A 21,650-nucleotide genomic window follows, 5' to 3' on the forward strand; every position below is an offset into this window, starting at 1 on the left:
GCGCTGCTCAAGCAAGTCGGTTCGGTGATAGGCCGCTTCGACCTTGTTCGCCACGGTATGCGCGAGCGCGCGCTCTGCAAGATCGCGAGCGTAGCCATGTTCACTAGCACAATCGCGGAAGCTGCTGCGGAATCCGTGCGCCGTGGCGATGCGTCCGGGGGTATCACTCTTCGCTTGAACGCGGCGCAGAAAGGACGTTAGGGCCATGTCGCTGAGTACCTTTCCGTGTGGTGACGGGAAGACAAGCGTTTCAACCGCTTGACGAGTGCGAGAGCGGGCGCGGGCGCGGGTAGCGCCACGCGATGCGGTTCCTTCGCTCTCATTCTGTGCGGCGGAACGGTCCAAATACCTGTCTTCAGGTCAAATTCCCCAAATCGCGCCGCGTACTTCGCCGCTTCGCGCCGCCGTCAAGATCAGAAAGAGCAGGGCGGCGCGCGTGGCTTCGCCTTGCTTGAGTTCCGAAACATGGTTTTTGACGATGCAGAACATCGCGCCAAGGCATAGCGGGCTGATGCTCTTTCTTACCGCCCTGCTTCGGCAGAATGTGATCGACCACGCTGACAGGGTTCGCCGTGACATGACCATGCGCCCAAGCCCATTGCATGACCGCGTGCATCCGCTGACGGACGCGGCTGGCGGTTTCCTGCTTTTCGAGGCAGATCGCTCTTAGAACTTCAGCAATCGGCGGGCGTGATCGCGTAGAGTTTCTTCGCGCCGAGTTTCGGAAAGACATACGCCTGTAGTGTGTTGATCCACTGGTCGGCGTGCTTCGCGTTCTTCCAGCCCGGTTTCAGTTCTGTGTGAACTTCCCGCGCCGCTTTCTCGAAGGTGAGTGCAGCAGCGGCGACTGCGGCTTTTTCGCGCTCGCTGTTTCGCTGGTCGATCGGATCGTCGCCCGCGTCGAGGGTTCGACGCATCGCGAGCGCATTCTCCCGAGCGTCTGCAATGGTTGTGTTCGGGTACGTGTCGAGGCCCGCATCGCGACGCTTGCCCGTGTTTAGACTTGTAAAACGAAAGGTCCATTTGCCGCCAGTCTTGGTGGGCGCGAGGAAAAGCCCCGTTACCTTGCCGTCGAAAACCGGCTTGTCGTCCGGTCGCAATGCCTTTGCTTGTTTGTCTGTCAGTGCCATTTTCAGCCCATCATAGACAGAAATTGGAACTTGATGGAACGCGTCGGAATCTGTTACGGCGGTCCCTCTTCGCCAGATTCTCAAGCCCTTGATCTTCAGGGGCTTTTTTTTTTCTGCGCCGCTCGTCGAGTTGAGCGTCGCGTATCGCGCGTTTCGATGACGTGCGTGAAACGCAGCACCTCGTTGTTTCGAAAGATCGCGACAACTCGATACAGCAGCCATCGAGCTTCCGGCGTTTCACGATCGATCGAAAGCTCACCGATGATCAGAAAATCGGGATTCCTACGTATTTGCGGCGAGAAGAGGAAGCGAGGCGCGCGCGCATCACAGTATTTGAGCAGGGAAAAATCAGGCGGGAATGTTGTCGTAAGAGTAGTGGGCGCCATGGCATGACTGCGCCTCTAATAATGCTCGATGAACTCTCGCACATGGCAGGGCGCAGCGGCGCATGTCACCCACCTCTTACGACATTCAGAAGCATAGTCGATGCAACTCGGAATGGAATCGGAAAAGTCGCGATATTCTCCGCGTGAACCGCAAACCATCAGCGGCGGGCAGTGTTGCTTTGCGAGTGCGAATCCTGAGCGAATGCGGCGATCGGATCGTCGCCGGCTGTCGCGGCGGCGGTTTGCCGCGGCGCGCTTTGAACGGACTTCGCGGTTTTGCGCGATGCAGCAGGCTGCGGCTGCGGCTGCGCGCGTGCAACTTCCGCGTTCGTCATCCAGTGTTCGGTGTACTGCGCGCGAGCGGCCATCGCGCTGAACAGAAACGCGACGGCGATTGGCGTCAGCAGGACGGTTGAGGTTCGCATGGTGTTGTCGTTGGGTCGGAAAGGAGCGCATTGCGGAGCGACGTCAGGAGGGACACGCGATTTTGCCCGCCACGAATGAAAAGCCCCGCGTGGGCCGCGGGGCATCGCGTCATCGCGCCGATGGCAGGCGCGATATGGGAAAGCTCAATGCGGGATCAACAACTGAGCGGGCTGATTTTCGGCATCGTAGTGGAGGGCCGAATTCGCTGCCTGCTCTTCGTGGACCAGAACCTCGCGCGCTGCCTGAGCGCCTCGCTCATAGCCTGACTTCGTTGCGTGCTCTTCGAGCGCGGCGATGAGCGGCAACTGTTCTTCCGCGACCGAGCGCATCAGTTCCAGCATGTCCCGGCGCACCGTTTCCGGATAGGCGCAGAAGCGCTCGAAGCCGCCCGGCGCGGCAACGATATTCACGAGCGACGTCAGCAGCCGCGCGCGATTGCCGCAGTGCTCGCTGATCTGCACCAATTGCGAGAGCGTCGCGTGGCCGTGCGCATCGACGGAAATTCGCAGCTTGTTCATCACTAAGCCTCTTCTTTTAGATAACGAGAAGGCCTGCATTTAAGCCGCTTCAGCAGTGGAAAACGACCGGACAATTCCTATTACTTGCGTACCATACGCGCCTCTTTCTCGTCGAGCAGTGGCTCGAACGCCCACCACAGCGCGCGCAAACGCCGAAGCGTCGAGCGCATCCGTTCGAGCAGCGCGGCGTCGGTGCGCCCGGCCATCAACTCCGTTTGCTGAAAGGCTTCGGTCGCGAGCGGGGCCGTCAGCATGACGAAAGCATCGGCGACAGGCTGATCGCGAAGTGAGAAGGGTTCGGAGACGCGGGAGCGAGCGGCGGCAGGGTGAGAACCGAGCGAGCTGCTGAGGCTCTTCCGTGCGAGCGCTGGGTCGAAATTCAGTGTCATCGTCTCGGTATGCACTTGTTTCGCACGACGCTTCGTTCTGCTTGTGCTTCAGTCGTGCGCCGGCGTTCTGTGCCGGTCGTCGAAGGTGCTGGCCGGAAACATAGACATGCCAAATGTCATGCCGATGACAGAGCCTCGAAATTTCGATGAAATCGTACTCGTTCACACGCAACGCGTCGTTGCTTCGCGCGGTGAAAGCTTTATGCGAACTGTTGACACAAAAGATTCATGATCCGGCGCCTCGGCGGAAAGTATGCTGAGCACCGCTACGGCAAACGCGCGAGGCAATCATGCCGGACATCGCATTTCCCCAGCAAGGCGGCGTCAGTGAACGCGCCCGCCGCACCAGCCTCTTCGTCTTCTTTCTTATTCTCATCGGCGGCGCCGGTTATGTCGGGCTCCATCTCGCGTCCGATCTCGAATCCGTCCGGCTGAGTTCAGCACTGCCTTATTTCCTGCTCGGTGTCGCGCTCCTGATCGCGCTCGGATTCGAGTTCGTCAATGGCTTTCACGACACCGCGAACGCGGTCGCGACCGTCATCTATACGCACTCGCTCACACCGAATCTCGCGGTCGTCTGGTCGGGCGCGTGGAACTTCATCGGGGTGCTGGTTTCGAGTGGCGCCGTTGCGTTCGGCATCCTGCAACTGCTGCCCGTCGAACTGATTCTGCAGGTCGGCAGCAGCGCGGGCTTCGCGATGGTCTTCGCACTGCTCATCGCCGCGATCATCTGGAACCTGGCGACGTGGTACTTCGGCTTGCCGTCGTCGAGTTCGCATACGCTGATCGGCTCGATCATCGGCGTGGGGCTGATGAATCAGCTCATGCGCGGACCGAACGGCACGAGCGGCGTCGACTGGTCGCAGGCGGCGGGTGTCGGGAAGTCCCTGCTGCTCTCGCCGATCGTCGGCTTCATCTGCGCGGGGCTTTTGCTGCTGTTGTTGAAGGCGCTCGTGAAGGTGCCGGCGCTCTATAAGGAGCCGAAGAAGAATCACCCGCCGCCGTTCTGGATTCGCGCGCTGCTGATCCTGACCTGCACGGGCGTGTCGTTTGCGCACGGCTCAAACGACGGGCAAAAAGGCATGGGTCTCATCATGCTGATCCTGATCGGCACGGTGCCGACGGCTTACGCGCTGAACAAGGCAGTGAGCCCCGCCGAGACGCAGAGTTTCGTGGCCGTGGCGCACGATGCCTCCGCGACGTTCGCGAAGTACACCAATAACGCGCCGGCTTCCTCCGACGCGCGCGAGGACGTGCAATCCTACGTGCGCACCCGTCAGCTTTCGCCCGCGAGCTTGCCGGCGGTGAAGCAACTGACCGACGTCATCGCAAATCAGGTCGGCGCGTCGGGATCGCTTGCGGCGGTGCCGCAAAACATGATCGACAACGTGCGCAACAACATGTACCTCGTGTCCGAGGCGATCCGCCTGATGGAGAGGGCGAACACGCCCGCGTTCGCGCCCGCGGACCGCGCGGTGATCGACAACTACAAGAAGCAGCTCGATCACGCGACGAAGTTCATTCCGACGTGGGTGAAGGTGGCGGTGGCGATCGCGCTCGGCCTCGGCACGATGGTCGGCTGGAAGCGCATCGTCGTGACCGTCGGCGAGAAGATCGGCAAGCAGCATCTTACGTACGGGCAGGGCGCTTCGGCGGAGCTGGTCGCGATGCTGACCATCGGCGCCGCCGATGCCTACGGCCTGCCGGTCTCGACGACGCACGTGCTGTCTTCGGGCGTCGCCGGGACAATGGCGGCCAACGGTTCGGGGCTGCAATGGAACACCGTGCGCAGCCTCGTGCTCGCGTGGGTGCTGACGCTGCCCGCGTCCATCGCTCTGGCCGCCGGGCTCTACTGGCTCTTCAGAGGCCTCTTCTGAACCGGTGACGCTCAGGCATTCGCCGGGCGGCCGGTCTTCACCGTTTCCAGCGCCCTGATCGCTTCGACGAGGCGCTTTTCCGTGGCAGCGTCGAGCATCGCGAGCGCCGCGCGCAGCAGTTCGCTCTTCTTCACGCGCACGCCGTTTTTCTGGCACTTCTCCTTCAGCGAGTCGATCTTCGCGTAGTCCGACTTGGGCATCGTGAAGCTGTCGCGCATGACCTTTTCCTTCTTCACGCGCTTGGCTTTCGGCTCGGATTTCGGCTGACTCGCGACGGCCTGCTCCGTGGCGGCGGTCTTCGTTGCGGGCGCTTTCACGGCCTGCTTTTTTGCGCTCTTCGGCGTGGCGGCGGGGGCGGCTGCCTTCGTCCCGGTCTTCGGCGTCGCGGGCGCTTTGGTTGGCGTGTTCTTGCTGACCTTGGCGTCGGGTTTGGCGTTCGTTGCAGCCTTGTCGGCGGCGCTCTTTGGGAAATGGAACGCCTTCTTGGTCGGGGCCTTGACTTGCGGTGTGCTCATCCGTTTTCTCCTTTTCGTGTGTGGAGAAAACAGTATATACGGTTTATGAGCGCGCCAAACCCGATGGCGCGCTCCGAAACGCGTTTCACTTCAACGGGATAGACGCGTAGCCATCGAGTTATCTACACGCTTGTCCACCGAAACTGTGGACAAGCGCGTGAGATGGTCGCGTTATTTGCGGTGACCGTGTCCCTGATCGTCGTGGTCGTCGTGATCGTCCCGATCGAAACGGCAAGCCTTGCCATCGCGCCCCTTCGCGCCCTGCAGACGTTGCGCGACATAGCCTTGCAAGTCGTCGGGGTCGATCGCGAAGACGAAGAACCTGTTCGGATTGTCGATGCCGTCCGGGTGATTCGTGTCCTTCGGTGCCGAGAAAGTCGTTGTCGTTCGCGATGAACAGAGTGTGCTTCAGCCTGCCGCGGACGCGCACGTCAGGACCAAACGCGAGACTCTCGATCTTCGCGGGGATGTCGGCGGGTTTGAAGCCGTAAGCCGTCACCGCCTTCACGACGTCGAGGAACAAGGTCTTCTTGATCGCGTAGGGCGGGAGGTCGCTTTCGCCGCTCGCCTGGCTCACGTCCTGCGCGCCCGAGATATCCACGTGATAGAGCTGCTTGAATTTGGCGGTCGAGTCGTCGCCGAGTCCTTTGCCGTCGCGCTCGCCGAGCAGAAACTCGTGATCGTTCACGGCGACGATATCGCTGATCGTCGGATAGTTCGGTTTGCCGGCGGTGCCGATATCGGTGAGCGGATACGCGAATGGCGCCGTCTTTCCGGTGCGCACGTCGATTCGCAGGATGCGCGTGTACGCGCCGTTCGTGCCGCCGTCCTGAATCAGCGGGCATGCAGGAGCGTCGTGTCGGCGAGCGTGGGGTTCAGCGTGTACGGCAGCGCGTCGCCTTTGCCGCCCGCTTCGAGACGCAGGTTCAGCGTCTGGAAGCGATTGATGTACGACGCGGTGTCGTCGATGGCCTTGTTGTAAGCGATCGCGTTCGGGCCGCGGTCGGGCACGGCGAGAAACGTGTCGCAGCCGGCGTAAGCGAGACCGGAGCCGAGGCCGCCGAGCAGGTTGCCCGGCGCGCCGTTTTCGAGCGGCGCGGCCGTCGCATCCGAGCGATCGGCGCCGTTGCCGCTCAACTGGCCGATGGCGATGAGATCGACGCTCGCCCACGCGGACGAGCACGCGACGGTCAACGCGGACAACGCAAACGACAAGGCACAGGCACGAGCGCGAATCATGACGATTCCTTCTGTTGAATGAAGCGAAGCGTTGCAGCCCGCGCGCCTAGTGGCCGATTTCTTTCAGGTACGCCATGCGGGCCGCGAAGCCGGTGTTGGAAAAATCCGTGAACACGCCGTCGACGCCCAGCCGGAAGAATTTCAGGTATTCGGCGTTCGGATCGCCGTTGTAGTCCGCGGCCAGATACTTCTTCTCGTTGCGGAACGTGAAGACGTGCACGAAGAGCCCGGCCTTGTGCGCATCGCTGATGACGCTCGTGGGCGGTCGTGTGGTCGCCTGAGCGGTCGAGCCGGTGAAGGGCGTGCCGTCGGGATTGGTCGCGGGGAAGGGCGCGATCTCGAGCGGCACGATCTGCGGTTTCCACGGGCCGATGCCGTCCGCGTAAGTCTTGATCTGCGCGAGGCCGGCAGGCGTGAGCATCGCGTCGAACCAGCGCGGATCGCCGGCGACGGTCCAGTCGAACGGACGGCTGTCGGTGATTTCGTTGTAGATGACGGCGCCTGTGCGGTAATCGACATCGTATGCGTTGATCAGTTGCACGACCATTTGGCTTCCCGTCCCCTATGATTTGTCCCCGCGCATTATTACGAACTGCGGGTGACGTCTGTATGACCAGGGAAGCGATCGCTTACTTTTTCGAGGCGGCTATTGAGCGCCGTGTAACTTTCAATGAAAACGCCGGCGCGCGGCCGGCGTCCTTCGACCTCACTGCGTCGGGCTAGTTATTGTTTGATCGTCCCGGACGATTGCGAGCCTTGCGACTGATTCGGCGACATGCCTTGCTCGCGCTTTTGCATCAACGTTCCGCTGTCCGAGGTGCCGGGCTGCACACCGCCTTGCGAGGAGTCGCCTGTACGCGGGCTCGGCATCGGCTCGTTCTTGCCCGGTTGCATCTGCTGCTGGCGCTGCATCATCTGATCGCGCGACATTTCCTGCGAAAGCGCCGCTGTGCTGGCGAGCGCGAGGAGCGCGCCAGTGATTACGGTGGTGGTTCTCATGAACGTCTCCTTGAGTCGGGCGGCGGTCAGCCGCATACAGCGCTATCAGCATCGAGCGTGCCGCCTCCGACTTGCATAAGACTGCGCTTATTTATTTCTGAAAGCGCTCTAAAGAGTCCGAATCCGGATAGCATATTCGGTAGGCGACAAGAGCGCGGGTCCATTACAATTCGCGATCCAAACAATCTCGAATTGCCAGAATCCGGCTCAATAGACTGAACGCCACGGAGTATGTCATGTCGATCACACTGAACGATTTACTTGAATGGCGCGATCGCTTGCCCGAAGAGTCGGGTGAGGAAGCGCATATGGTGGGCGCCTTGATCGCGCGCCGCGAAGCGGAATTGCGCTCGCGCATCGCTGATTCGATCGCAATGGCAAGCCAGCACGAAAACTGGAAATTGCAGCGCTGCGCAGCGATTGCGCGGCGCGTCGAACAAGCTCCGGTCGCGCAACTCGAATCTGTTCACGCATTTTTTCAAAATCGGTGCGAAGGACGGCTGGATATCGAAACGCCGGCCGTACTTTCGGTATTCTTCGCGCAGGAACGCGCTCCGGTTCAAGCTCCTGTCACGGTGACGGCCGCCGCCGCTTCGCCTTCGCCGGTTGCCAGTCTGCACGGGGCAATGGGCAGGTTGGAATCGAGCATCGCCACGACGCCGGGCGTGCCGTGCGGTATTCAGGGAATCAGGATCATGCGCATGGTCGCGTTGATGTCAAAGGCGCGTTCCGCACAGATCGAGAAAATGAGAATGACCGGCGCGCAAGCGTATTATCGTCACTCTTGAGCTCAATCGTTTCACGCGGCGGGATACGATTTACGCCGCATGAATTTCACTTCAACTTGCGGAAAAAGGCGCTATCGCACCGGTGTTTTATCCGCTTCGTTTGAAACGCCAAACGTCTCGCCTATACTGAATCAACAGCTTATTCGAACAAGAACGCGTCGGCGCCGTTCGTCATGCAGATTGGCAATCGCTGCATTCAGGAAATTCGAATAACGCTCGCGGTCCTGTCATTCCGCCGGACACATTGCATGACGGCTGGTCCCGACGAGGGATGCGGCCAGGGAGCCATCGTGAAAAACCTGCTGAGCAGAAGAGGTAGCTTGCTCGACAATGCACCATCGTTTCTCGTGCGCCAGAAAGCGAACGGTTCAATCCGGGTGGCATTGCCCGAAATCCCCGAAGACGTACCTTCGGACGAAGATGTTCCGAACAGCGCGCCCGTCACTCGCGTGACGCCGTTGCGCCCTGCCGCGGTTCCGTCACAGTCCGCGGGCGTTCAGGCTTTGCAGGCCGGCCAGCTTGCCGAGGTCGAATGGCTCGTTCAGCAAGGCTCGCTGTCGACGTTTCGCACGTTTCAGAGTTTCGCGTATCGCGCGGGTTTGTTGTTCTATCCGCGCGAGCTGGTCTATTACGCCGTGCTGTATCACGAGGACGCGGTGTGGCGCGTGCTCAAGGCCGGCGATATCGAAGCCGCCGAGCCGGCGTTCCGTCATTTCGTCGAGCAGGCAATGCGTCTTGCCGATGCCGACATGCGGCGCGCGCATCTCGAGGCGCACAACGAGCAGTTCACGCGTCTCATCGAAGAGTCGGAGGCGCAGATCGACCGCGTGCGCACCGATCTGCAGCAGGGCAGCACGCATGACCAGCAAGTCGCCCTGAAACAGCAGGAAGTCCGCAAGGAACTGGCGCAACTGGAAGGCCAGCGCATCGCGGCGCAGGCACAACTGAACAAGCTGCAGCGTCAGCTTCATCAGTTGAACGCAACGGTTAACGACCGCGTGCCGCATCTGCCGTCGCGTCGATGACACAGCGCTTCGTTTCGTCCGAAGAAAGCTTCGCTACATCGCGTAAAATCGCCCGTTCGAGCAGCTAGTCGAATCGTTCGGCATACTCGGGGCCGAACTTCGCGATATACGTGCTGAGCCCGCGTCCGGCGCGGGCTAGCCGCTTCATCTCCTCGACGCGCGTGCGACCGGGCACGCGATAGTCATACAAGTATGTCCCGCCGCTCACGAAGCGCACCTTGATGCCGTCGCGCAGGATGTCGAATGCTTCGACGCCCGAATTGCCGGCAAGATTCTCATAGGGTTGCATGGTGTCTTCCGCCGCGAGCGCGCGCAATCGTACGCAAACGATTGCGCGCTCCAGGCTTGCCTAAAGTTTCGTCGGCAGGGACCGTTAAGGGTGTCATGGATAAAGATCAATTCCCGTTCCTCGACGCGGACGACCCGCACTTTCAGCACGCACGCGCGCTGAGCCTCTCGGTCGGTGCGATTCGCCGCGCACAAGGCAAGTGCAATCCGCACGACTTTCCGGTCGGCTCGCTCGAATGGCACTTCGCCATCGAGGACTTCGCGGGCGACGTCCTGCGCGCCTTGATGGACGAGACCGAAGGCGTCGACATGCAGGTCGGAGAGCGACCGCGCGACTGATCGCGCGCACGCGCTCCGCATTCTCTGGCCGCCGTTCGGCGCGGCCACTTCCCTGTGTTAAAGCTTCACGCCGCCCGATTCGGGCGCATCCACGCCACCGGGCGGAATCGCGCCGCTCTGGCTGACGTCGCCCGCGCGATTGTTCGACCAGTACGGCTCGCGCCCGTAGTGCTGATGCACGGTGCTCGCCCAGACGCGGTCCGCCATCGACGGCCACGCATCCTTGTCGAAGCCCGGCGAATTGCGCACCTGCTCCGCGGTCGCATCGATCCTGAAACAGCGGTTGTCGGTGTCGAGCGTGAGCGCGCTCCACGGCACGGCGAGCAGCTTGTCGCCGATGCCGAGAAAGCCGCCGCTCGACAGCACCGCATATGCGATACGCCCGGTCGTCACGTCGAGCATGATTTCCTTGAGCGAGCCGACATCGTGTCCGTCGCTGCTCATCACCGAATTGCCATCGAGCGTGCTCGCAGCCATCACATCGGGGCCGGGGCCCGCAGCCGTCGCCGCGCCCTTGCCGACGATCTTCGCGCCGTCCGAAGACGATCCCATCGACTGATTCATGATCCGCTCCTTTTGACAGGTTGTGAGGAGGCGTGAAGGCTAGCCTTTCACGCGCTTCCGTCAGCAACGGACATACCCATGACGCGTCATGGTCGTCTGCTAAGCTCGGAGGTCGTTCCATTCGCCCGCCGCCCATGATCGCTTTCGAGGAATTGCTCACTGTCGCCTACAAGAAGGAGCGCCTGCAGAGCCGCCGGCTCGCCAGAGGCGCGTCGATTTCCGAGCACACGGCGCTCGTCAGGACACTCCAAAAGGCGGCGGGCGAGCAGTCCTTGCACGATTTGATCGATGCGCGCCGTGCCGCGCAAAACCGTCACGCGGATGCGCAGCGCTTGCGCGAAGCGCGGCGCGCCGAACGGGTCAGCGAGGCGAAGCAGCGCAAGGCCCGGATCGACACGGGCGGATGGCGCGGCTGGTTCGACGGCTCTGCGCTGCCCAATCCGGGCCGATTGGGCGTCGGCGGCGTGCTGGCCGGGCCGCTCGGAACGGCGGTCGAGATCAGCGTCGCCGCGGGCACGGGCGACAGCAGCCTTGCGGAGTATCTCGCGCTCATCGCGCTGCTCGAAGCGGCGCTGCGCGAACGTGCCGTCGATATCGTGATTTACGGCGACAGCCGCGTCGTCATCGACGACATGAGCGCGCCGCACGATGCCGGAATTCGTTCACTCGCGCATCACGCCGCACGCGCCCGCGCGCTTATCGCGCTGATCGGCGAGGTGCGGCTGCAGTGGATTCCGCGTGCGCGCAATGTCCGCGCGGACGAACTCTCCCGCGCGGCGCTCGAATCGACGCGCGCGTCCGCCGAAGCGGCATGACACAGGCTCGACGGAACCGTCACTTCAAGTCACGAACATCCGCCGTCGGCGTGTCGCCGAACGCATCGCTCAACAGATAATCGACGACCTTGCGCGCCGACGCTTCCGGCGTCGCGAGCTGACCGTCGCGCTTCAGCGCGTCGAAGCGTTCGCGCATCGGAAAGCGCCCGAGCTCCGTGCCGCGGATTTCGGCCTGCATGTCGGTGTCGACGACGCCCGGCGCCACGCTGCAGATGCGCAGCGCGCGATTGCCGTCGAGCGCGACCGCGCGCGCGTGATGGTCGAGCGCCGCCTTGGTCGCGCAGTAGACGCTCCATCCCGGATAAGCGTTGCGAGCCGCGCCGCTGGAAATATGCACGATGCGCGTCTCCGCCGCCTGCGCGCCCGCTTGAACGACGGCGGCCGCGAGCGCCATCGGAGCCGCCACGTTCACGCTCACCGCGCGCGCGACGGCCGCCGGGTCCTGATCGGCGAGGCTGCCGACCGGCGCGAGCAACCCCGCGTTGTTGACGAGCAGAACACGCTCGCTGCCCGACACGAAGCGGGACAACGTGCCGCCCGACAGCCATGCGGTGAGCTGCGTCAGATCGGCGAGATCGAGCTCGACTTCCTGCAGCTCGCCGGGATGGCGGGCGGCGAGACCAGCGTTGCGCGTGCGGGAGATCGCGAGCACATCGGCACCTGCATCGAGCAGTAGTTCGGCAAGTGCGGCGCCGAGTCCGCGAGTATGACCGGTGAGGATGGCTCGAATCGGATGGGGCATGGGCATGACCGGGTTGACTGAAGGCGTCTCTCGATTCTAGCGGCAAGCCCGCTCAGGCGTCGGCTACGCTCAAGCGCGCCGTTCCGGCAAGCGAAAACTGTCGAGGACGGTCGTTCGTTGGTTCCGGCATACAGAAACGACCGAGCGCGTTTTTTCGACTGACAAGCCCCTTAACAAAACCGACAATCTTTCCAGAACCGAGAACCACCGGAGACCTCCATGCCGATCCGCCCGAAAGCATCCCAAGCCGCATCAATGACGTCGCCAGGCTGTCCTCGACGGCGCTCGCTGACGTCTTCGATGGCGGTCTGCGCGACGCTCATCGGCTTGCCGGCGGCGGCCTGGGCGCAGAGTTCGGTGCAGCTCTATGGCGATCTCGACACGGGTCTCGCCTATGTCAACAACGTGGGCGGCCATTCGCAATATCGCCTGACGACGGGCACGATCGACGGCAGCTACTGGGGTCTGCAAGGGTCCGAGGATCTGGGCGGCGGCGCGCGTGCGATCTTCCGTCTGGAGCGCGGCTTGTCGGTCGCGACGGGCGAGGGCCTCAACGATCATCCGATGTACGTCGGCGTCGGCACCGACACGCTCGGCACGCTCACGTTCGGTCATCAATACGATTCGATCCACGATTATTTCCAGACCTTCACGCTGACCGGCAGCAATGGCGGCACCGCCTTCGCGCACGTGCTCGACAACGACAACGCCAATAACTCCTTCCTCGCCGCGAACTCCGTGAAGTACACGAGCGCGACCTATGGCGGCTTCAGCTTCGGCGGCCTCTACGCGTTCTCGAATCAGGCGGGCGCGTTCTCGAACAACCGCGCGTACAGCGTCGGGGTCAACTACTCGGCGGGCTCGTTCAACGCGGGCGCGGCGTATCTGCACAACAACGGGCGCGGCAACACGACGAGCGGCGCCTACGACTCCCTCACGCTGCCCGGCCCGGCGAACACCGTCTTCAACGCGAACGTGCAGCAGCAGAACACGTTCGGCGTCGGCATGAGCTATGAGCTTGGCGAGTTCACGCTGAGCGGCGCGTTTTCGCGCGCGATCAACTCAGGCGTCAGCGATGCCGATACCGGCGCCCCAATGCCGTCGCTCGCGCTCAACAACTACGAGATCAACGGCATCTACAAGCTGACGCCCGCGATCATGCTCGCGGGCATGTACGTGTACACCAACGGCGGCGGCGCGCACTGGCACGAGGGCGGATTGCAGGTCGACTATCTGCTGTCCAAGCGCACCGATGTCTATCTGGAGTCGATCTATCAGCGGGCGTCGTCGGGCGCGCCGGCGGTGATCAACACGAACGATCCGTCGAGCGGCCGCAATCAGTTGATGCTGACCACGGGCATCCGTCATCGGTTCTGACGCTTTTGTGGACGCGCTTCGCGTGCTAACTTGGCGATCTCGTTACCGCCGGTTCGCAGGTGTTCCATGTCGCTCCAGACCTTCTCGCTTTTCCTGCCCGCGTGCTTCGCCATCAACATGGCGTTCGGGCCGAACAACGTGCTGTCGCTATCGAACGGCGCGCGCGAGGGCGTGCGCGCCTCGGTGCTGGCGGCATTCGGGCGGATCGTCGCGTTCGCGATCATGATCGCCATCGCGGGGCTCGGGCTCGGTGCATTGCTGCTCGCGTCCCAGACGCTCTTCACCGCGATCAAGTTTGCGGGCGCCGGGTATCTCGTCTGGATCGGCGTGAAGCTGATCCGCTCGGGGCCGTCGCTCGTCGTGAAGGAAGAGGGCATGGCCCACGAACCGGTGAGTCTTGCGCGGCTCACCAAGCAGGAATTCTGGGTCGCCGCCGGCAACCCGAAAGCGATTCTGGTCTTCACCGCGTTCTTCCCGCAATTCGTCGATAGCAGCGCGTACGCGACGAGCTTCGCGATCCTGGGCACGACGTTTCTGCTGCTCGAACTAGTGGCGATCGTTATTTACGCCGCCCTGGGCGCGCGTCTGGGGACGCTCTCGCGCGGCGCGCGTGGCTTTACCTGGTTCAATCGGGTGAGCGGGGCGCTGATGATCGGATTCGGGGTGATGTTGGCTTTCGTGCGCCGGCCGGCGAGTTGAATCGGCGCAATAGCGAGCGTCGAGATGATCGCAAGAATTATTACATCGGGCGATAGTCGATTAATGAGCCTTTGGTGTTCAGCGTAATTTGCGTGGCATCGAAAACAAATAGCGAATCGCTGAATTCGTGCTTGCCGGCAGCAATCGTCGCGCTCGCGGCGGCATTGCGCCGCGCGCCGGGCCGCCGCCGCTTCCGTGATACTGTCTCTTGCACATTGCTGCGCCACTGCCTGCAGGCAATCAGTTGTCCGTGATTTGCGATAATCGCGTATTCGATGCGCAAAATCGCCTGCGCACTTTCCGTGCATTCGGCGTTTTGCAATACGCCGCTTCGCCTTATCGCTGTTGAAGGATTTTTTCCGATGTCTACTCACCCGTCCGGCGCCACGCAGACGCGTTCATTCTCGACCGTCTTTCTGATCGAAATGTGGGAGCGCTTCGGCTATTACGGCATGGCCGCGCTGCTCGTGCTTTTCATGGTTGATCAGATCGGTTTCGCTGACGACCGCGCCAATCTGACCTGGGGCGCTTTCACGGCGCTCGTGTTCTCCGCGCCGTCGATCGGCGGCTGGATCGGCGACAAGGTGCTCGGCGCGCGCCGCACGATGACCGCGGGCGCGGTCGTCCTCGCGCTTGGCTATCTGATGCTCGCGCTGCCGGTCAATACGCTCGGCTTCATGTATGCGTCGCTTGGCGTGATCGTCGTCGGCAATGGGCTCTTCAAGTCGAATGCGGCGAATCTCGTGCGCCGCATTTACGAGGGCGACGATGCGCGCATCGACAGCGCGTTCACGATCTACTACATGGCGGTGAACATCGGCTCGACCTTTTCGATGCTCGCGACGCCCTGGATCAAGGATCGATGGGGCTGGCACGCCGCGTTCGCTGTCTGTTGCGGCGGCATGGTGCTCGGCCTCACCAACTTCGCGGTGATGCGCCGCACGCTCGCACACATCGGCTCCGCGCCGGACGATCATCCGATCCGCTGGAGGGCCGCGATTGCGGTCGCGGCGGGCAGCATCGCACTCGTTGCCGCGACGGTGTTCATCCTCGAGCACAAGGCGGTGGCCGTCGCGTGCGTGTACGCGGCCGGCATCGCGATTCTCGCGATCTTCGGCTACATGCTCAGGCGGTGCGATCCCGGCGAGCGCTCGGGCCTCATCGCCGCGCTGATTCTCACGCTTCAGGTCATCCTGTTCTTCGTGTTTTATCAGCAGATGTCGACGTCGCTGACGCTGTTCGCGCTGCGCAACGTCGATCCGTCGTTTGCGATTGGCGGTGTCGAGCTGTTCACGTGGAGCGCGGCGCAGTTTCAGGCGCTCAACCCGCTCTGGATCATGCTGCTGAGTCCGATTCTCGCGTTCGTCTATACGCGACAAGCGCGACGAGGCCGCGATATCCCGGTGGCCGCGAAGTATGCGCTGGGCTTCGTCGTCGTGGCGATGGGCTTCTTCGTGTTCAGCGCGAGCGGACGTTTTGCCGTGGATGGACGTGTGTCGTCGTGGTTCATGGTGGCGGGGTACGGCCTGTACTCGCTCGGCGAACTGCTCGTGTCGGGCCTCGGCCTCGCGATGATCGCGCGCTATGTGCCGGCCCGCATGAGCGGCTTTATGATGGGCGCGTATTTCGTCGCGACGGGCGTGTCGCAGTATCTCGGCAGCGTCGTCGCCAACTTTGCGCGCATGCCGTCGGGCAATCTCGAACCGATGCAATCGCTACCGCTTTACACGCAACTGTTCTTCGGACTCGGCTGGCTCGCGACGGGCGGCGCGATTGTCGCGATCGTGTTGCTGCCCTTGCTCGGCAGGCTGTCGCGGGCGCATCAGCGCGCGGTGGAGGCGGCCATCGACGCCAGCGCGAAGCGTGCGACGCCGATGGGTGCAAAAAGCGTTTGACCTGAAGGAATGCTTCGGCCTATAATCGAATTCTTCAGACGCGGGGTGGAGCAGTCTGGCAGCTCGTCGGGCTCATAACCCGAAGGTCGTAGGTTCAAATCCTACCCCCGCAACCATTTTCGTAGACACGTTCCCGAGTGTAGTCGTAATAAGTCGTTCGGAAACGTCGTCAAAGCTAGCGTAGTAAGCCTCGTCACGTTTCTCAACCGTGATCGGCCCGAATAGGGTGGCAATAATTTGCCGGGCTTCACCTGTGCTTCCAGCTAAAAGTTCCTTCAGGTCAGCAGTTCTTCGACGCACGCGCTGCGCCACTTCGGCGTATTGGTCGCTGCCAATCTTCCTATTCGAGAGCATTTGCTCTAGCGCCTGTCGCTCGGCCTCGGTGTGTTTGAACCGCTGGACGAGCATGGGAGACATGCCGAGCTCAGCTATCGTCTGAGTTAGGTTGTCCATTTCCTTGGTGAGCGCGTCAACCTTTGCCTTGGCAAGTCGTGCCGCATCCCGGTCGGTGTCGTCGTTCCCAAAATATCGGCGAACCGCTGCGTCGATGTCCGCCTGCGTCGCGTCGGAGCAGAGTTCGTCACGCAAGACGCCAAGCAGTCGTTCATCGGTCTGCTCGCGAAACACGGAGACCCCTTCGCATGCATGCCTGCCGCGTTCCTTGCGTGTAACGCAGCCGTAATAGCGTGGATTAATCGCCGTAAGCGCGCCACCGCAGTGCGCGCAGCGCAGCACTCCTGCAAACAAGGTTCTCGGGGGCGCGCTTCTGCCTTTGGTGCCGGAATTCAGACGATCGGCGCCCATGCGGGCGCGCACGGCGTGCCAGAGTTCATCGGACACGATCCGGTAATGCGGGCGGTGCTCGGTTTTCCACTCGTGCTCGGGACGGTCCTCGCGCACGCGCTTGCCGCTGTCAGGATCCTTGAGCCATTGCGAGCGATTCCAGATATAGACGCCGATGTAGGACGAGTTGTTAAGCATGCCCGAGCCTTTGTTGGGGCTGCCATAAAGCGCCGAGCGCATCCATGTACCACCGCGCGGCGATCGGATGCCGCGACGGTTCAGATCGTCGCAAATCTGAAGGGTTGACCAGCCGGCCGCGAATTTTTCGAAAACGAAGCGCACGGTCGCGGCTTCATCGTTGTTGACTTGGTAATCGCTGCCGCGCTCGCTCCTCACGATGTCGTAGCCATAGCTCTTGCCGCCCGCGACGAACCCGCGTTCAACCTGGCCCGTTTGGCCGCGGATAGTCTTGCAACGCAGATCGTCGATGTACAGTTCGTTCACCAATCCGCGCACGGCGCGCTGCACCTTGCGGCTGCTCGAAGTCGAGTCATAGCCATCGGCCACGCCTATTACGCGGATGCCCCGATATTCGAGGCGGCGGATGATCGTCTCTTGTTCGACCTGATCGCGGGAAAGACGATCGAGCGCCTCGACGATCAGCACGTCGAATCGATCGGCCATTGCATCGGCCATGAGTTTTCGGCCGCCGTTGCGTGATTCTACGCGCGTCGAGCCCGATATACCTTCATCCGAGCAACGCAATATCACTTCGCTAGCCGGCAAGCCTTGCGCGAAGCGTTCGCACACGCTCATTTGATCCGTGATGGAGGTTTCCTTTTGTTTGTCGGTGGAAAACCGGCCATATAGCGCGACTCGTAGCGCGAGTCGTTCGATGAGGGACATACTTTCTCTCGTTTCTGTTCTTGAGTAACGGGCTCGCCATTTCGTGGGTCGCGTGCAACCTGACGCACGATCATCTCGACGAATGCCCGCCATGCTTCGGGATGCTTATCGCGTAACAAGTCTACCTCTCGTGTGCGGTTGGTTGCGGGCGTTCGACCGTTATTGACACACCTTGAACGACCTTGATTTCAAGGGGCGCGCGCTGATCTACTGCGTGAATCCTTCGCGTCGCGCGTGCGCGATGTCGCGCAACTCGTCGCTATGTTCGCGTGGGAAGACAGCGTCAATCAGGTCGATGGCATCGTCCAGTTCTTCGAGCGATTGCGCGTGCTCGATGCGATCACGAACCTCTGCGTAGCTGTACTGCCGGTCGAGGCGCTGTTCGTGCGACTCGGCTGGTAGCACCGCTTCGGACGCGGCATTGCGCAGGGCGACTGACTTCTGACTGTACGCATCACGCGCGATCTTCTTCGCGCCCTCGCTTCGCATCTGAGCGGCAAGCGCGCCGGCCGCAGCTAGATCGTCAGCGTTGCGCGCAACGTCGATCCGCTCCAACACTTCTTCCAGCGTCGGCTCGCGCTCGACCGTCGGCGCGACTTGGCTTGTATCAGGCGGCTTCGCCTGCGCAGCGTCTGCCGCGGGTCTGCGCGCGACACGTTCGGCGGTACGCGGCGCAATGTTCAGATCGAGCGTGGGCGACGGATCGTTCGTCAATGCGGCAGGTGAGTTCGCGGTGGGCGCTGTGCGGCCTTCACGGATGGTGCGGTTGATCGCTTGCAAGGGATCATCCGGTGTCGCATCGAACAGCACTGAGTCGCGTGCGTCATCGCGTGCGAGGGCGGCGCGCGCCTTGGTGGTCATCGGCAGGCGCTTACAGAGGCGCTTTAACGGCCGCACCTTCGCCATCTCCTCGGGCCATTTCGACCAGGGCGTATCGTCCGCTTTGGCCTTGCTCATGTTGCGAAAGTACTCGATCTCAGCCCACTCCATCGCCTCGAAGTAAAAGCCGCCGTTGACGAGCCGGGCGAAAGCATACACCAACGCAGGCGGCTGCTCGATCTGTCGGCGGCGTTCCAGAAGATGCCGAACCGGCAGGATCAGATCGTCTGGGCACAGCGTCTCGGTCTGGATGACGGCACGCTGAACATGCTGCGTCAGGGACGCGGCGCGCTGTCGGACCTGGTCGACGAGAGCTACCGGAACTCGGCGGTCAGCGAAGACAGCGCCCGGCAGGCGGAGGCCACGCGCCGTGCGTGGGCGCGGCTGGGCAACACGTGGGAAAACGTCAAGAACACGCTCTTCAAAAATCTGACACCGGCGATCAATCTGCTGAATCGCGCGCTCGATGAACTGGACAAGTTCATGCAGGCGCATCCCGATGCGACGGCGGGCCTCTTCGGCACGCTGATGGCCGGGGCGACGCTGGGCGGGGTGCTGAAGCTGACCGGTGCATTGGGCGGGCTGAAAACGGTACTCGGCGCAGTGGGGCGCATGCTTGGCTTTGGCGGCGCGGCGGCAGCGGGAGCCGCCGGCGAGGGGGCGGCAGCGGGAGCCGCCGCAGGCGGTGGGCTGATGAGCACCCTCGGGCTGGCCGGCGCGCTCTCGTGGCTCGGGCTACAGGGGGCGAAAGCGGCGGGCCTGCCGGACGTGAACCGCAAGGCTGGCATCGAGGATGTCCAGCACGGGCGCTGGCTGGCCGCATCATCACACCTGTCGGCAGGCGATTTCCTGCGCGCCATGACGGCGAGAGCATCCGGCAAATCGAACGCGGAAATCGCCGCGGCGCTGGCCTCGGGCGAGTTAAAGAGTGCTGCGCAAGCCCAGCGCGACGCTTCGAAGGTGCTGGTCGACGCGGCGAAGGAACTCGCCGGTGCCGTGTCGACGAACGCGAGTGCGGCTGAAGCGCCGACGGGCGGGACGGGGTATCGGCCACCAGCGGGAAACGTGACATCGGGCAACGCGAAGTCAGCGTCGGCGACTTTCATGAAGATGGGCTGGTCGCGCGAGCAGGCGGCGGCGCTTGCAGCGAACTTGAACATCGAAAGCGGACTGCGACCCAACATCGTCGGCGACAACGGCGCAGCGTATGGCATCGCACAGTGGCATGCAGACAGGCAAGCGGAATTCAAACGCGTGTTCGGCCACGACATCCGCGGCTCGTCGCTCGATGAGCAGTTGCAGTTCGTGAACTACGAACTCACGCGCGGGCGCGAGCAAGCGGCAGGGCGTGCGTTGCGGCTGGCGAAGTCGGCAGGTGAGGCGGGCGCGATCGTATCGGCGAAGTATGAGCGGCCGCTGCGCGTCGAGCAGGAGATGACCAAGCGTTCGGCAGCGGCGACTTCGCTCTATGGTTCACTCGGCGTTGCAGGTGCTGCCAACACGCCGGCACCGATGATGGCTACGGCCTATCAGGCGAAGGCGGGCGGATCGTCATCGGTCAACAACAGCCATAACCGCGTGCAGACGCACATCGGCACCGTGAACGTCTACGGCTCCGACACGAGCGATGGGCACGCGGTGGCGGCGGGCATGCGCGATGAAATTAACCAGAACGGACTCATCGCGCAAGGCGCGTGGGGCATGACTTGAACTTACTGTCCAAAGCTTACGTTCGCATCGAACATACTGATCAGTGATGGATACCCGCCGCTGCCGCACGCTTCAACGTCTAAGAAGTAGCTTTTCCCGGCACGGATGAAATTGTTCGCCGCAGATCGTTCCGCGTTCGGTAACCTCGTAATATCGGTTGGAATCGACCACTGATTTCCGCTTGCGTCGGTGAAACGGAAGCTCTCAAGCGTCGCGCCGCTCGACGAGAATTGCACACCCTCGACCTTGATTCGCCCAAACCGACGGCTACAACCTTCGGTGGTTGACTGGTCGGTGTTGATAAGGCCAGCCGCTATCTGCGCCGGTGGCTTCTTGGGGACAGTAACGTAGCGATATACGACCTGCATGGCGGGCTGAACCGCATTCGCAACGACGGGTAGGGCGCTGATCATGACCATCAGCATAGCGAACCTTGTTTTCATATGGCTTCCTATTTTAACGGCATATCGTAACAGTGCATGCCGTGTGGCTATCTCATAAATAATTGCGTTTGCATGCCACTGATTCCGTTTCCCAATGTGCCGCCGGTGGCGGGCGTGCCGGACCTCGACCGTCTGCCGCTCGCCGTCGGCGTGTTGACTGGTGTGACGCAGGCGCTACAGGGAATTGACTATTTCGGCTTCCTGCCGGGCGACACGCCGCAGTGGGTACTGTGCGATGACGAGGGCAATGCGCTGGTCACGCCCGATGCGGTAGTTGACCTTGGTTTTCGCGGCGAGCAGCGCGTCGCTTCGTATCCGGTCGAGCAGGGCTCGTTTGCGTCGTATAACAAGGTCGGGCAACCGCAGGAACTGACACTGCGTCTGGCCTGCGGTGGTCGCAACATGAGCCGCGACGTGTTCCTGCTGGAGCTGGAGTATTTGCTCGGCTCGCTCACGCTCGTCAACGTCACAACGCCCGATGAGACGTACCGGGACTACAACCTCGACCGGCTCGATTACCAGCGCCGCAGTTCATCGGGCTTGTCGCTGATCGTCGCGGAGATTCATCTGACCGAAATCCGCATCAGTGCGCAGGCGTCGTATTCGAACACCGCACAGCCCTCTGGCAACGATCCGCAAAGTCAAGGCTGGGTGTGCACGGCGGCCGACCTGCCCGCGCCGACCAACCAGCGTACGCCGCTTCAGCTGGCCATGACGAGCGTAACGGACAGTTACACCAACGCGCAACAGTCGGTTACGCAGATCAAGCAGACCATCACGACGCAGCTTACGCAGGGCTTCTCGGGCGTGACGCCATCGCTCGAAACGGCTCTTGCTGGTGTGTTCACCTGAACGCGAGCCTGACATGCTCACGATCCCACTGGCGACGACGCCCTC

General features: G+C 62.2%; 27 protein-coding genes, 1 tRNA gene and 1 pseudogene. 12 read left to right on the forward strand and 17 right to left on the reverse strand.

All coding sequences use genetic code 11. The annotated features are described in order from the left end of the window. Positions 1 to 201 (forward strand): hypothetical protein (locus tag AWB75_RS38845; protein WP_235012292.1); only part of this gene is annotated, 201 nt, incomplete at its 5' end. Between the two features lie 159 nt (positions 202 to 360). Here the strand turns inward: AWB75_RS38845 and AWB75_RS39215 are convergent. The 5 genes and pseudogenes from AWB75_RS39215 to AWB75_RS38855 all read right to left on the reverse strand — a co-directional run bounded on the left by AWB75_RS39215 (position 361) and on the right by AWB75_RS38855 (position 2,849). Further along, complete coding sequence (locus AWB75_RS39215; protein WP_268807880.1) at positions 361 to 489, reverse strand: hypothetical protein; 129 nt, start codon at positions 487 to 489, stop codon at positions 361 to 363. A 127-nt stretch (positions 490 to 616) separates the two neighbouring features. Beyond that, a pseudogene (locus AWB75_RS38850) lies at positions 617 to 1,352 on the reverse strand (tyrosine-type recombinase/integrase); the annotation flags it as partial. 322 nt (positions 1,353 to 1,674) lie between these two features. After that, a complete protein-coding gene (locus AWB75_RS30075) occupies positions 1,675 to 1,941 on the reverse strand; it encodes a hypothetical protein (protein ID WP_061127665.1) in 267 nt (88 codons plus the stop codon). A 144-nt stretch (positions 1,942 to 2,085) separates the two neighbouring features. Continuing rightward, entirely contained in the window at positions 2,086 to 2,460 is a 375-nt protein-coding gene (locus tag AWB75_RS30080) for a hypothetical protein (protein ID WP_087086990.1), read from the reverse strand. Between the two features lie 80 nt (positions 2,461 to 2,540). Beyond that, positions 2,541 to 2,849: a hypothetical protein gene (locus AWB75_RS38855; protein WP_235012294.1), complete on the reverse strand. Its 309-nt coding sequence runs from the start codon at positions 2,847 to 2,849 to the stop codon at positions 2,541 to 2,543. Positions 2,850 to 3,139: 290 nt separating this feature from the next. On the opposite strand from AWB75_RS38855, the gene AWB75_RS30090 reads away from it, so the two are divergent. After that, a complete protein-coding gene (locus AWB75_RS30090; protein WP_061127667.1) occupies positions 3,140 to 4,726 on the forward strand; it encodes an inorganic phosphate transporter in 1,587 nt (528 codons plus the stop codon). A gap of 11 nt (positions 4,727 to 4,737) precedes the next feature. On the opposite strand, the gene AWB75_RS30095 is transcribed toward AWB75_RS30090, so the two are convergent. The 5 genes from AWB75_RS30095 to AWB75_RS30110 form a co-directional block, all read right to left on the reverse strand. Next, positions 4,738 to 5,241, reverse strand: coding sequence for a hypothetical protein (locus tag AWB75_RS30095; RefSeq protein ID WP_061127668.1), 504 nt, complete (start codon positions 5,239 to 5,241; stop codon positions 4,738 to 4,740). A gap of 118 nt (positions 5,242 to 5,359) precedes the next feature. Next, complete coding sequence (locus AWB75_RS38860) at positions 5,360 to 6,025, reverse strand: esterase-like activity of phytase family protein (RefSeq protein WP_061127669.1); 666 nt, start codon at positions 6,023 to 6,025, stop codon at positions 5,360 to 5,362. A gap of 50 nt (positions 6,026 to 6,075) precedes the next feature. Continuing rightward, on the reverse strand, positions 6,076 to 6,480 hold the full coding sequence (locus AWB75_RS38865; protein WP_235012295.1) for a hypothetical protein: 405 nt from the start codon (positions 6,478 to 6,480) through the stop codon (positions 6,076 to 6,078). 46 nt (positions 6,481 to 6,526) lie between these two features. After that, positions 6,527 to 7,027 (reverse strand): glycerophosphodiester phosphodiesterase family protein, encoded by a 501-nt coding sequence (locus AWB75_RS30105; RefSeq protein ID WP_087086992.1) that lies wholly within the window; start codon positions 7,025 to 7,027, stop codon positions 6,527 to 6,529. 176 nt (positions 7,028 to 7,203) lie between these two features. Then, complete coding sequence (locus AWB75_RS30110; RefSeq protein ID WP_061127703.1) at positions 7,204 to 7,479, reverse strand: hypothetical protein; 276 nt, start codon at positions 7,477 to 7,479, stop codon at positions 7,204 to 7,206. A 236-nt stretch (positions 7,480 to 7,715) separates the two neighbouring features. Between AWB75_RS30110 and AWB75_RS30115 the strand changes: the two genes are divergently transcribed. Beyond that, positions 7,716 to 8,267 carry a hypothetical protein gene (locus AWB75_RS30115; protein WP_061127671.1) on the forward strand — a complete coding sequence of 184 codons (552 nt, stop codon included), beginning with the start codon at positions 7,716 to 7,718 and terminating at the stop codon, positions 8,265 to 8,267. Positions 8,268 to 8,557: 290 nt separating this feature from the next. Beyond that, on the forward strand, positions 8,558 to 9,292 hold the full coding sequence (locus AWB75_RS30120) for a DUF2968 domain-containing protein (protein WP_061127704.1): 735 nt from the start codon (positions 8,558 to 8,560) through the stop codon (positions 9,290 to 9,292). Positions 9,293 to 9,356: 64 nt separating this feature from the next. Here AWB75_RS30120 and AWB75_RS30125 read toward each other — a convergent pair whose 3' ends face one another. Beyond that, positions 9,357 to 9,581, reverse strand: a complete 225-nt coding sequence (locus AWB75_RS30125) for a hypothetical protein (protein ID WP_061127705.1) — start codon at positions 9,579 to 9,581, stop codon at positions 9,357 to 9,359. A gap of 95 nt (positions 9,582 to 9,676) precedes the next feature. Between AWB75_RS30125 and AWB75_RS30130 the strand changes: the two genes are divergently transcribed. Further along, positions 9,677 to 9,919: a hypothetical protein gene (locus AWB75_RS30130; protein ID WP_061127672.1), complete on the forward strand. Its 243-nt coding sequence runs from the start codon at positions 9,677 to 9,679 to the stop codon at positions 9,917 to 9,919. 57 nt (positions 9,920 to 9,976) lie between these two features. On the opposite strand, the gene AWB75_RS30135 is transcribed toward AWB75_RS30130, so the two are convergent. Then, positions 9,977 to 10,483 (reverse strand): PRC-barrel domain-containing protein, encoded by a 507-nt coding sequence (locus AWB75_RS30135; RefSeq protein ID WP_061127673.1) that lies wholly within the window; start codon positions 10,481 to 10,483, stop codon positions 9,977 to 9,979. A gap of 134 nt (positions 10,484 to 10,617) precedes the next feature. Between AWB75_RS30135 and AWB75_RS30140 the strand changes: the two genes are divergently transcribed. Continuing rightward, positions 10,618 to 11,298, forward strand: a complete 681-nt coding sequence (locus AWB75_RS30140) for a reverse transcriptase-like protein (protein ID WP_061127674.1) — start codon at positions 10,618 to 10,620, stop codon at positions 11,296 to 11,298. 19 nt (positions 11,299 to 11,317) lie between these two features. On the opposite strand, the gene AWB75_RS30145 is transcribed toward AWB75_RS30140, so the two are convergent. Continuing rightward, positions 11,318 to 12,067 carry an SDR family oxidoreductase gene (locus AWB75_RS30145; protein WP_061127675.1) on the reverse strand — a complete coding sequence of 250 codons (750 nt, stop codon included), beginning with the start codon at positions 12,065 to 12,067 and terminating at the stop codon, positions 11,318 to 11,320. Between the two features lie 249 nt (positions 12,068 to 12,316). Here AWB75_RS30145 and AWB75_RS30150 point away from each other — a divergent pair, with 249 nt between their 5' ends. Together AWB75_RS30150 and AWB75_RS30155 are read left to right on the forward strand one after the other, a co-directional pair. Further along, positions 12,317 to 13,438, forward strand: coding sequence for a porin (locus AWB75_RS30150; protein WP_061127676.1), 1,122 nt, complete (start codon positions 12,317 to 12,319; stop codon positions 13,436 to 13,438). Positions 13,439 to 13,504: 66 nt separating this feature from the next. Beyond that, positions 13,505 to 14,137: a LysE family translocator gene (locus AWB75_RS30155; RefSeq protein WP_061127677.1), complete on the forward strand. Its 633-nt coding sequence runs from the start codon at positions 13,505 to 13,507 to the stop codon at positions 14,135 to 14,137. Positions 14,138 to 14,177: 40 nt separating this feature from the next. On the opposite strand, the gene AWB75_RS30160 is transcribed toward AWB75_RS30155, so the two are convergent. Then, positions 14,178 to 14,459 carry a hypothetical protein gene (locus AWB75_RS30160; RefSeq protein WP_061127678.1) on the reverse strand — a complete coding sequence of 94 codons (282 nt, stop codon included), beginning with the start codon at positions 14,457 to 14,459 and terminating at the stop codon, positions 14,178 to 14,180. A gap of 40 nt (positions 14,460 to 14,499) precedes the next feature. Here AWB75_RS30160 and AWB75_RS30165 point away from each other — a divergent pair, with 40 nt between their 5' ends. Together AWB75_RS30165 and AWB75_RS30170 are read left to right on the forward strand one after the other, a co-directional pair. Continuing rightward, a complete protein-coding gene (locus tag AWB75_RS30165) occupies positions 14,500 to 16,032 on the forward strand; it encodes a peptide MFS transporter (RefSeq protein ID WP_061127679.1) in 1,533 nt (510 codons plus the stop codon). Positions 16,033 to 16,071: 39 nt separating this feature from the next. After that, positions 16,072 to 16,148, forward strand: a tRNA-Met gene (locus AWB75_RS30170). On the opposite strand, the gene AWB75_RS30175 is transcribed toward AWB75_RS30170, so the two are convergent. Together AWB75_RS30175 and AWB75_RS30180 are read right to left on the reverse strand one after the other, a co-directional pair. Beyond that, positions 16,105 to 17,814, reverse strand: a complete 1,710-nt coding sequence (locus AWB75_RS30175; protein ID WP_327220118.1) for a recombinase family protein — start codon at positions 17,812 to 17,814, stop codon at positions 16,105 to 16,107. The genes AWB75_RS30170 and AWB75_RS30175 overlap by 44 nt on opposite strands. 114 nt (positions 17,815 to 17,928) lie before the next feature. Then, positions 17,929 to 19,095 carry a recombinase RecT gene (locus AWB75_RS30180; RefSeq protein ID WP_087086996.1) on the reverse strand — a complete coding sequence of 389 codons (1,167 nt, stop codon included), beginning with the start codon at positions 19,093 to 19,095 and terminating at the stop codon, positions 17,929 to 17,931. On the opposite strand from AWB75_RS30180, the gene AWB75_RS30185 reads away from it, so the two are divergent. Next, a complete protein-coding gene (locus AWB75_RS30185; protein WP_087086998.1) occupies positions 19,084 to 20,310 on the forward strand; it encodes a phage tail tip lysozyme in 1,227 nt (408 codons plus the stop codon). The two genes, AWB75_RS30180 and AWB75_RS30185, sit on opposite strands and share 12 nt — an antisense overlap. 2 nt (positions 20,311 to 20,312) lie before the next feature. Here the strand turns inward: AWB75_RS30185 and AWB75_RS30190 are convergent, their stop codons facing one another. Then, complete coding sequence (locus AWB75_RS30190; protein ID WP_143746533.1) at positions 20,313 to 20,753, reverse strand: hypothetical protein; 441 nt, start codon at positions 20,751 to 20,753, stop codon at positions 20,313 to 20,315. Positions 20,754 to 20,825: 72 nt separating this feature from the next. Between AWB75_RS30190 and AWB75_RS30195 the strand changes: the two genes are divergently transcribed. Continuing rightward, positions 20,826 to 21,605 carry a phage baseplate protein gene (locus AWB75_RS30195; protein ID WP_061127684.1) on the forward strand — a complete coding sequence of 260 codons (780 nt, stop codon included), beginning with the start codon at positions 20,826 to 20,828 and terminating at the stop codon, positions 21,603 to 21,605. Positions 21,606 to 21,650 lie beyond the last annotated feature (45 nt).

The organism is Caballeronia catudaia, assembly GCF_001544755.2.
In the GTDB taxonomy this organism is placed as follows: domain Bacteria; phylum Pseudomonadota; class Gammaproteobacteria; order Burkholderiales; family Burkholderiaceae; genus Caballeronia; species Caballeronia catudaia.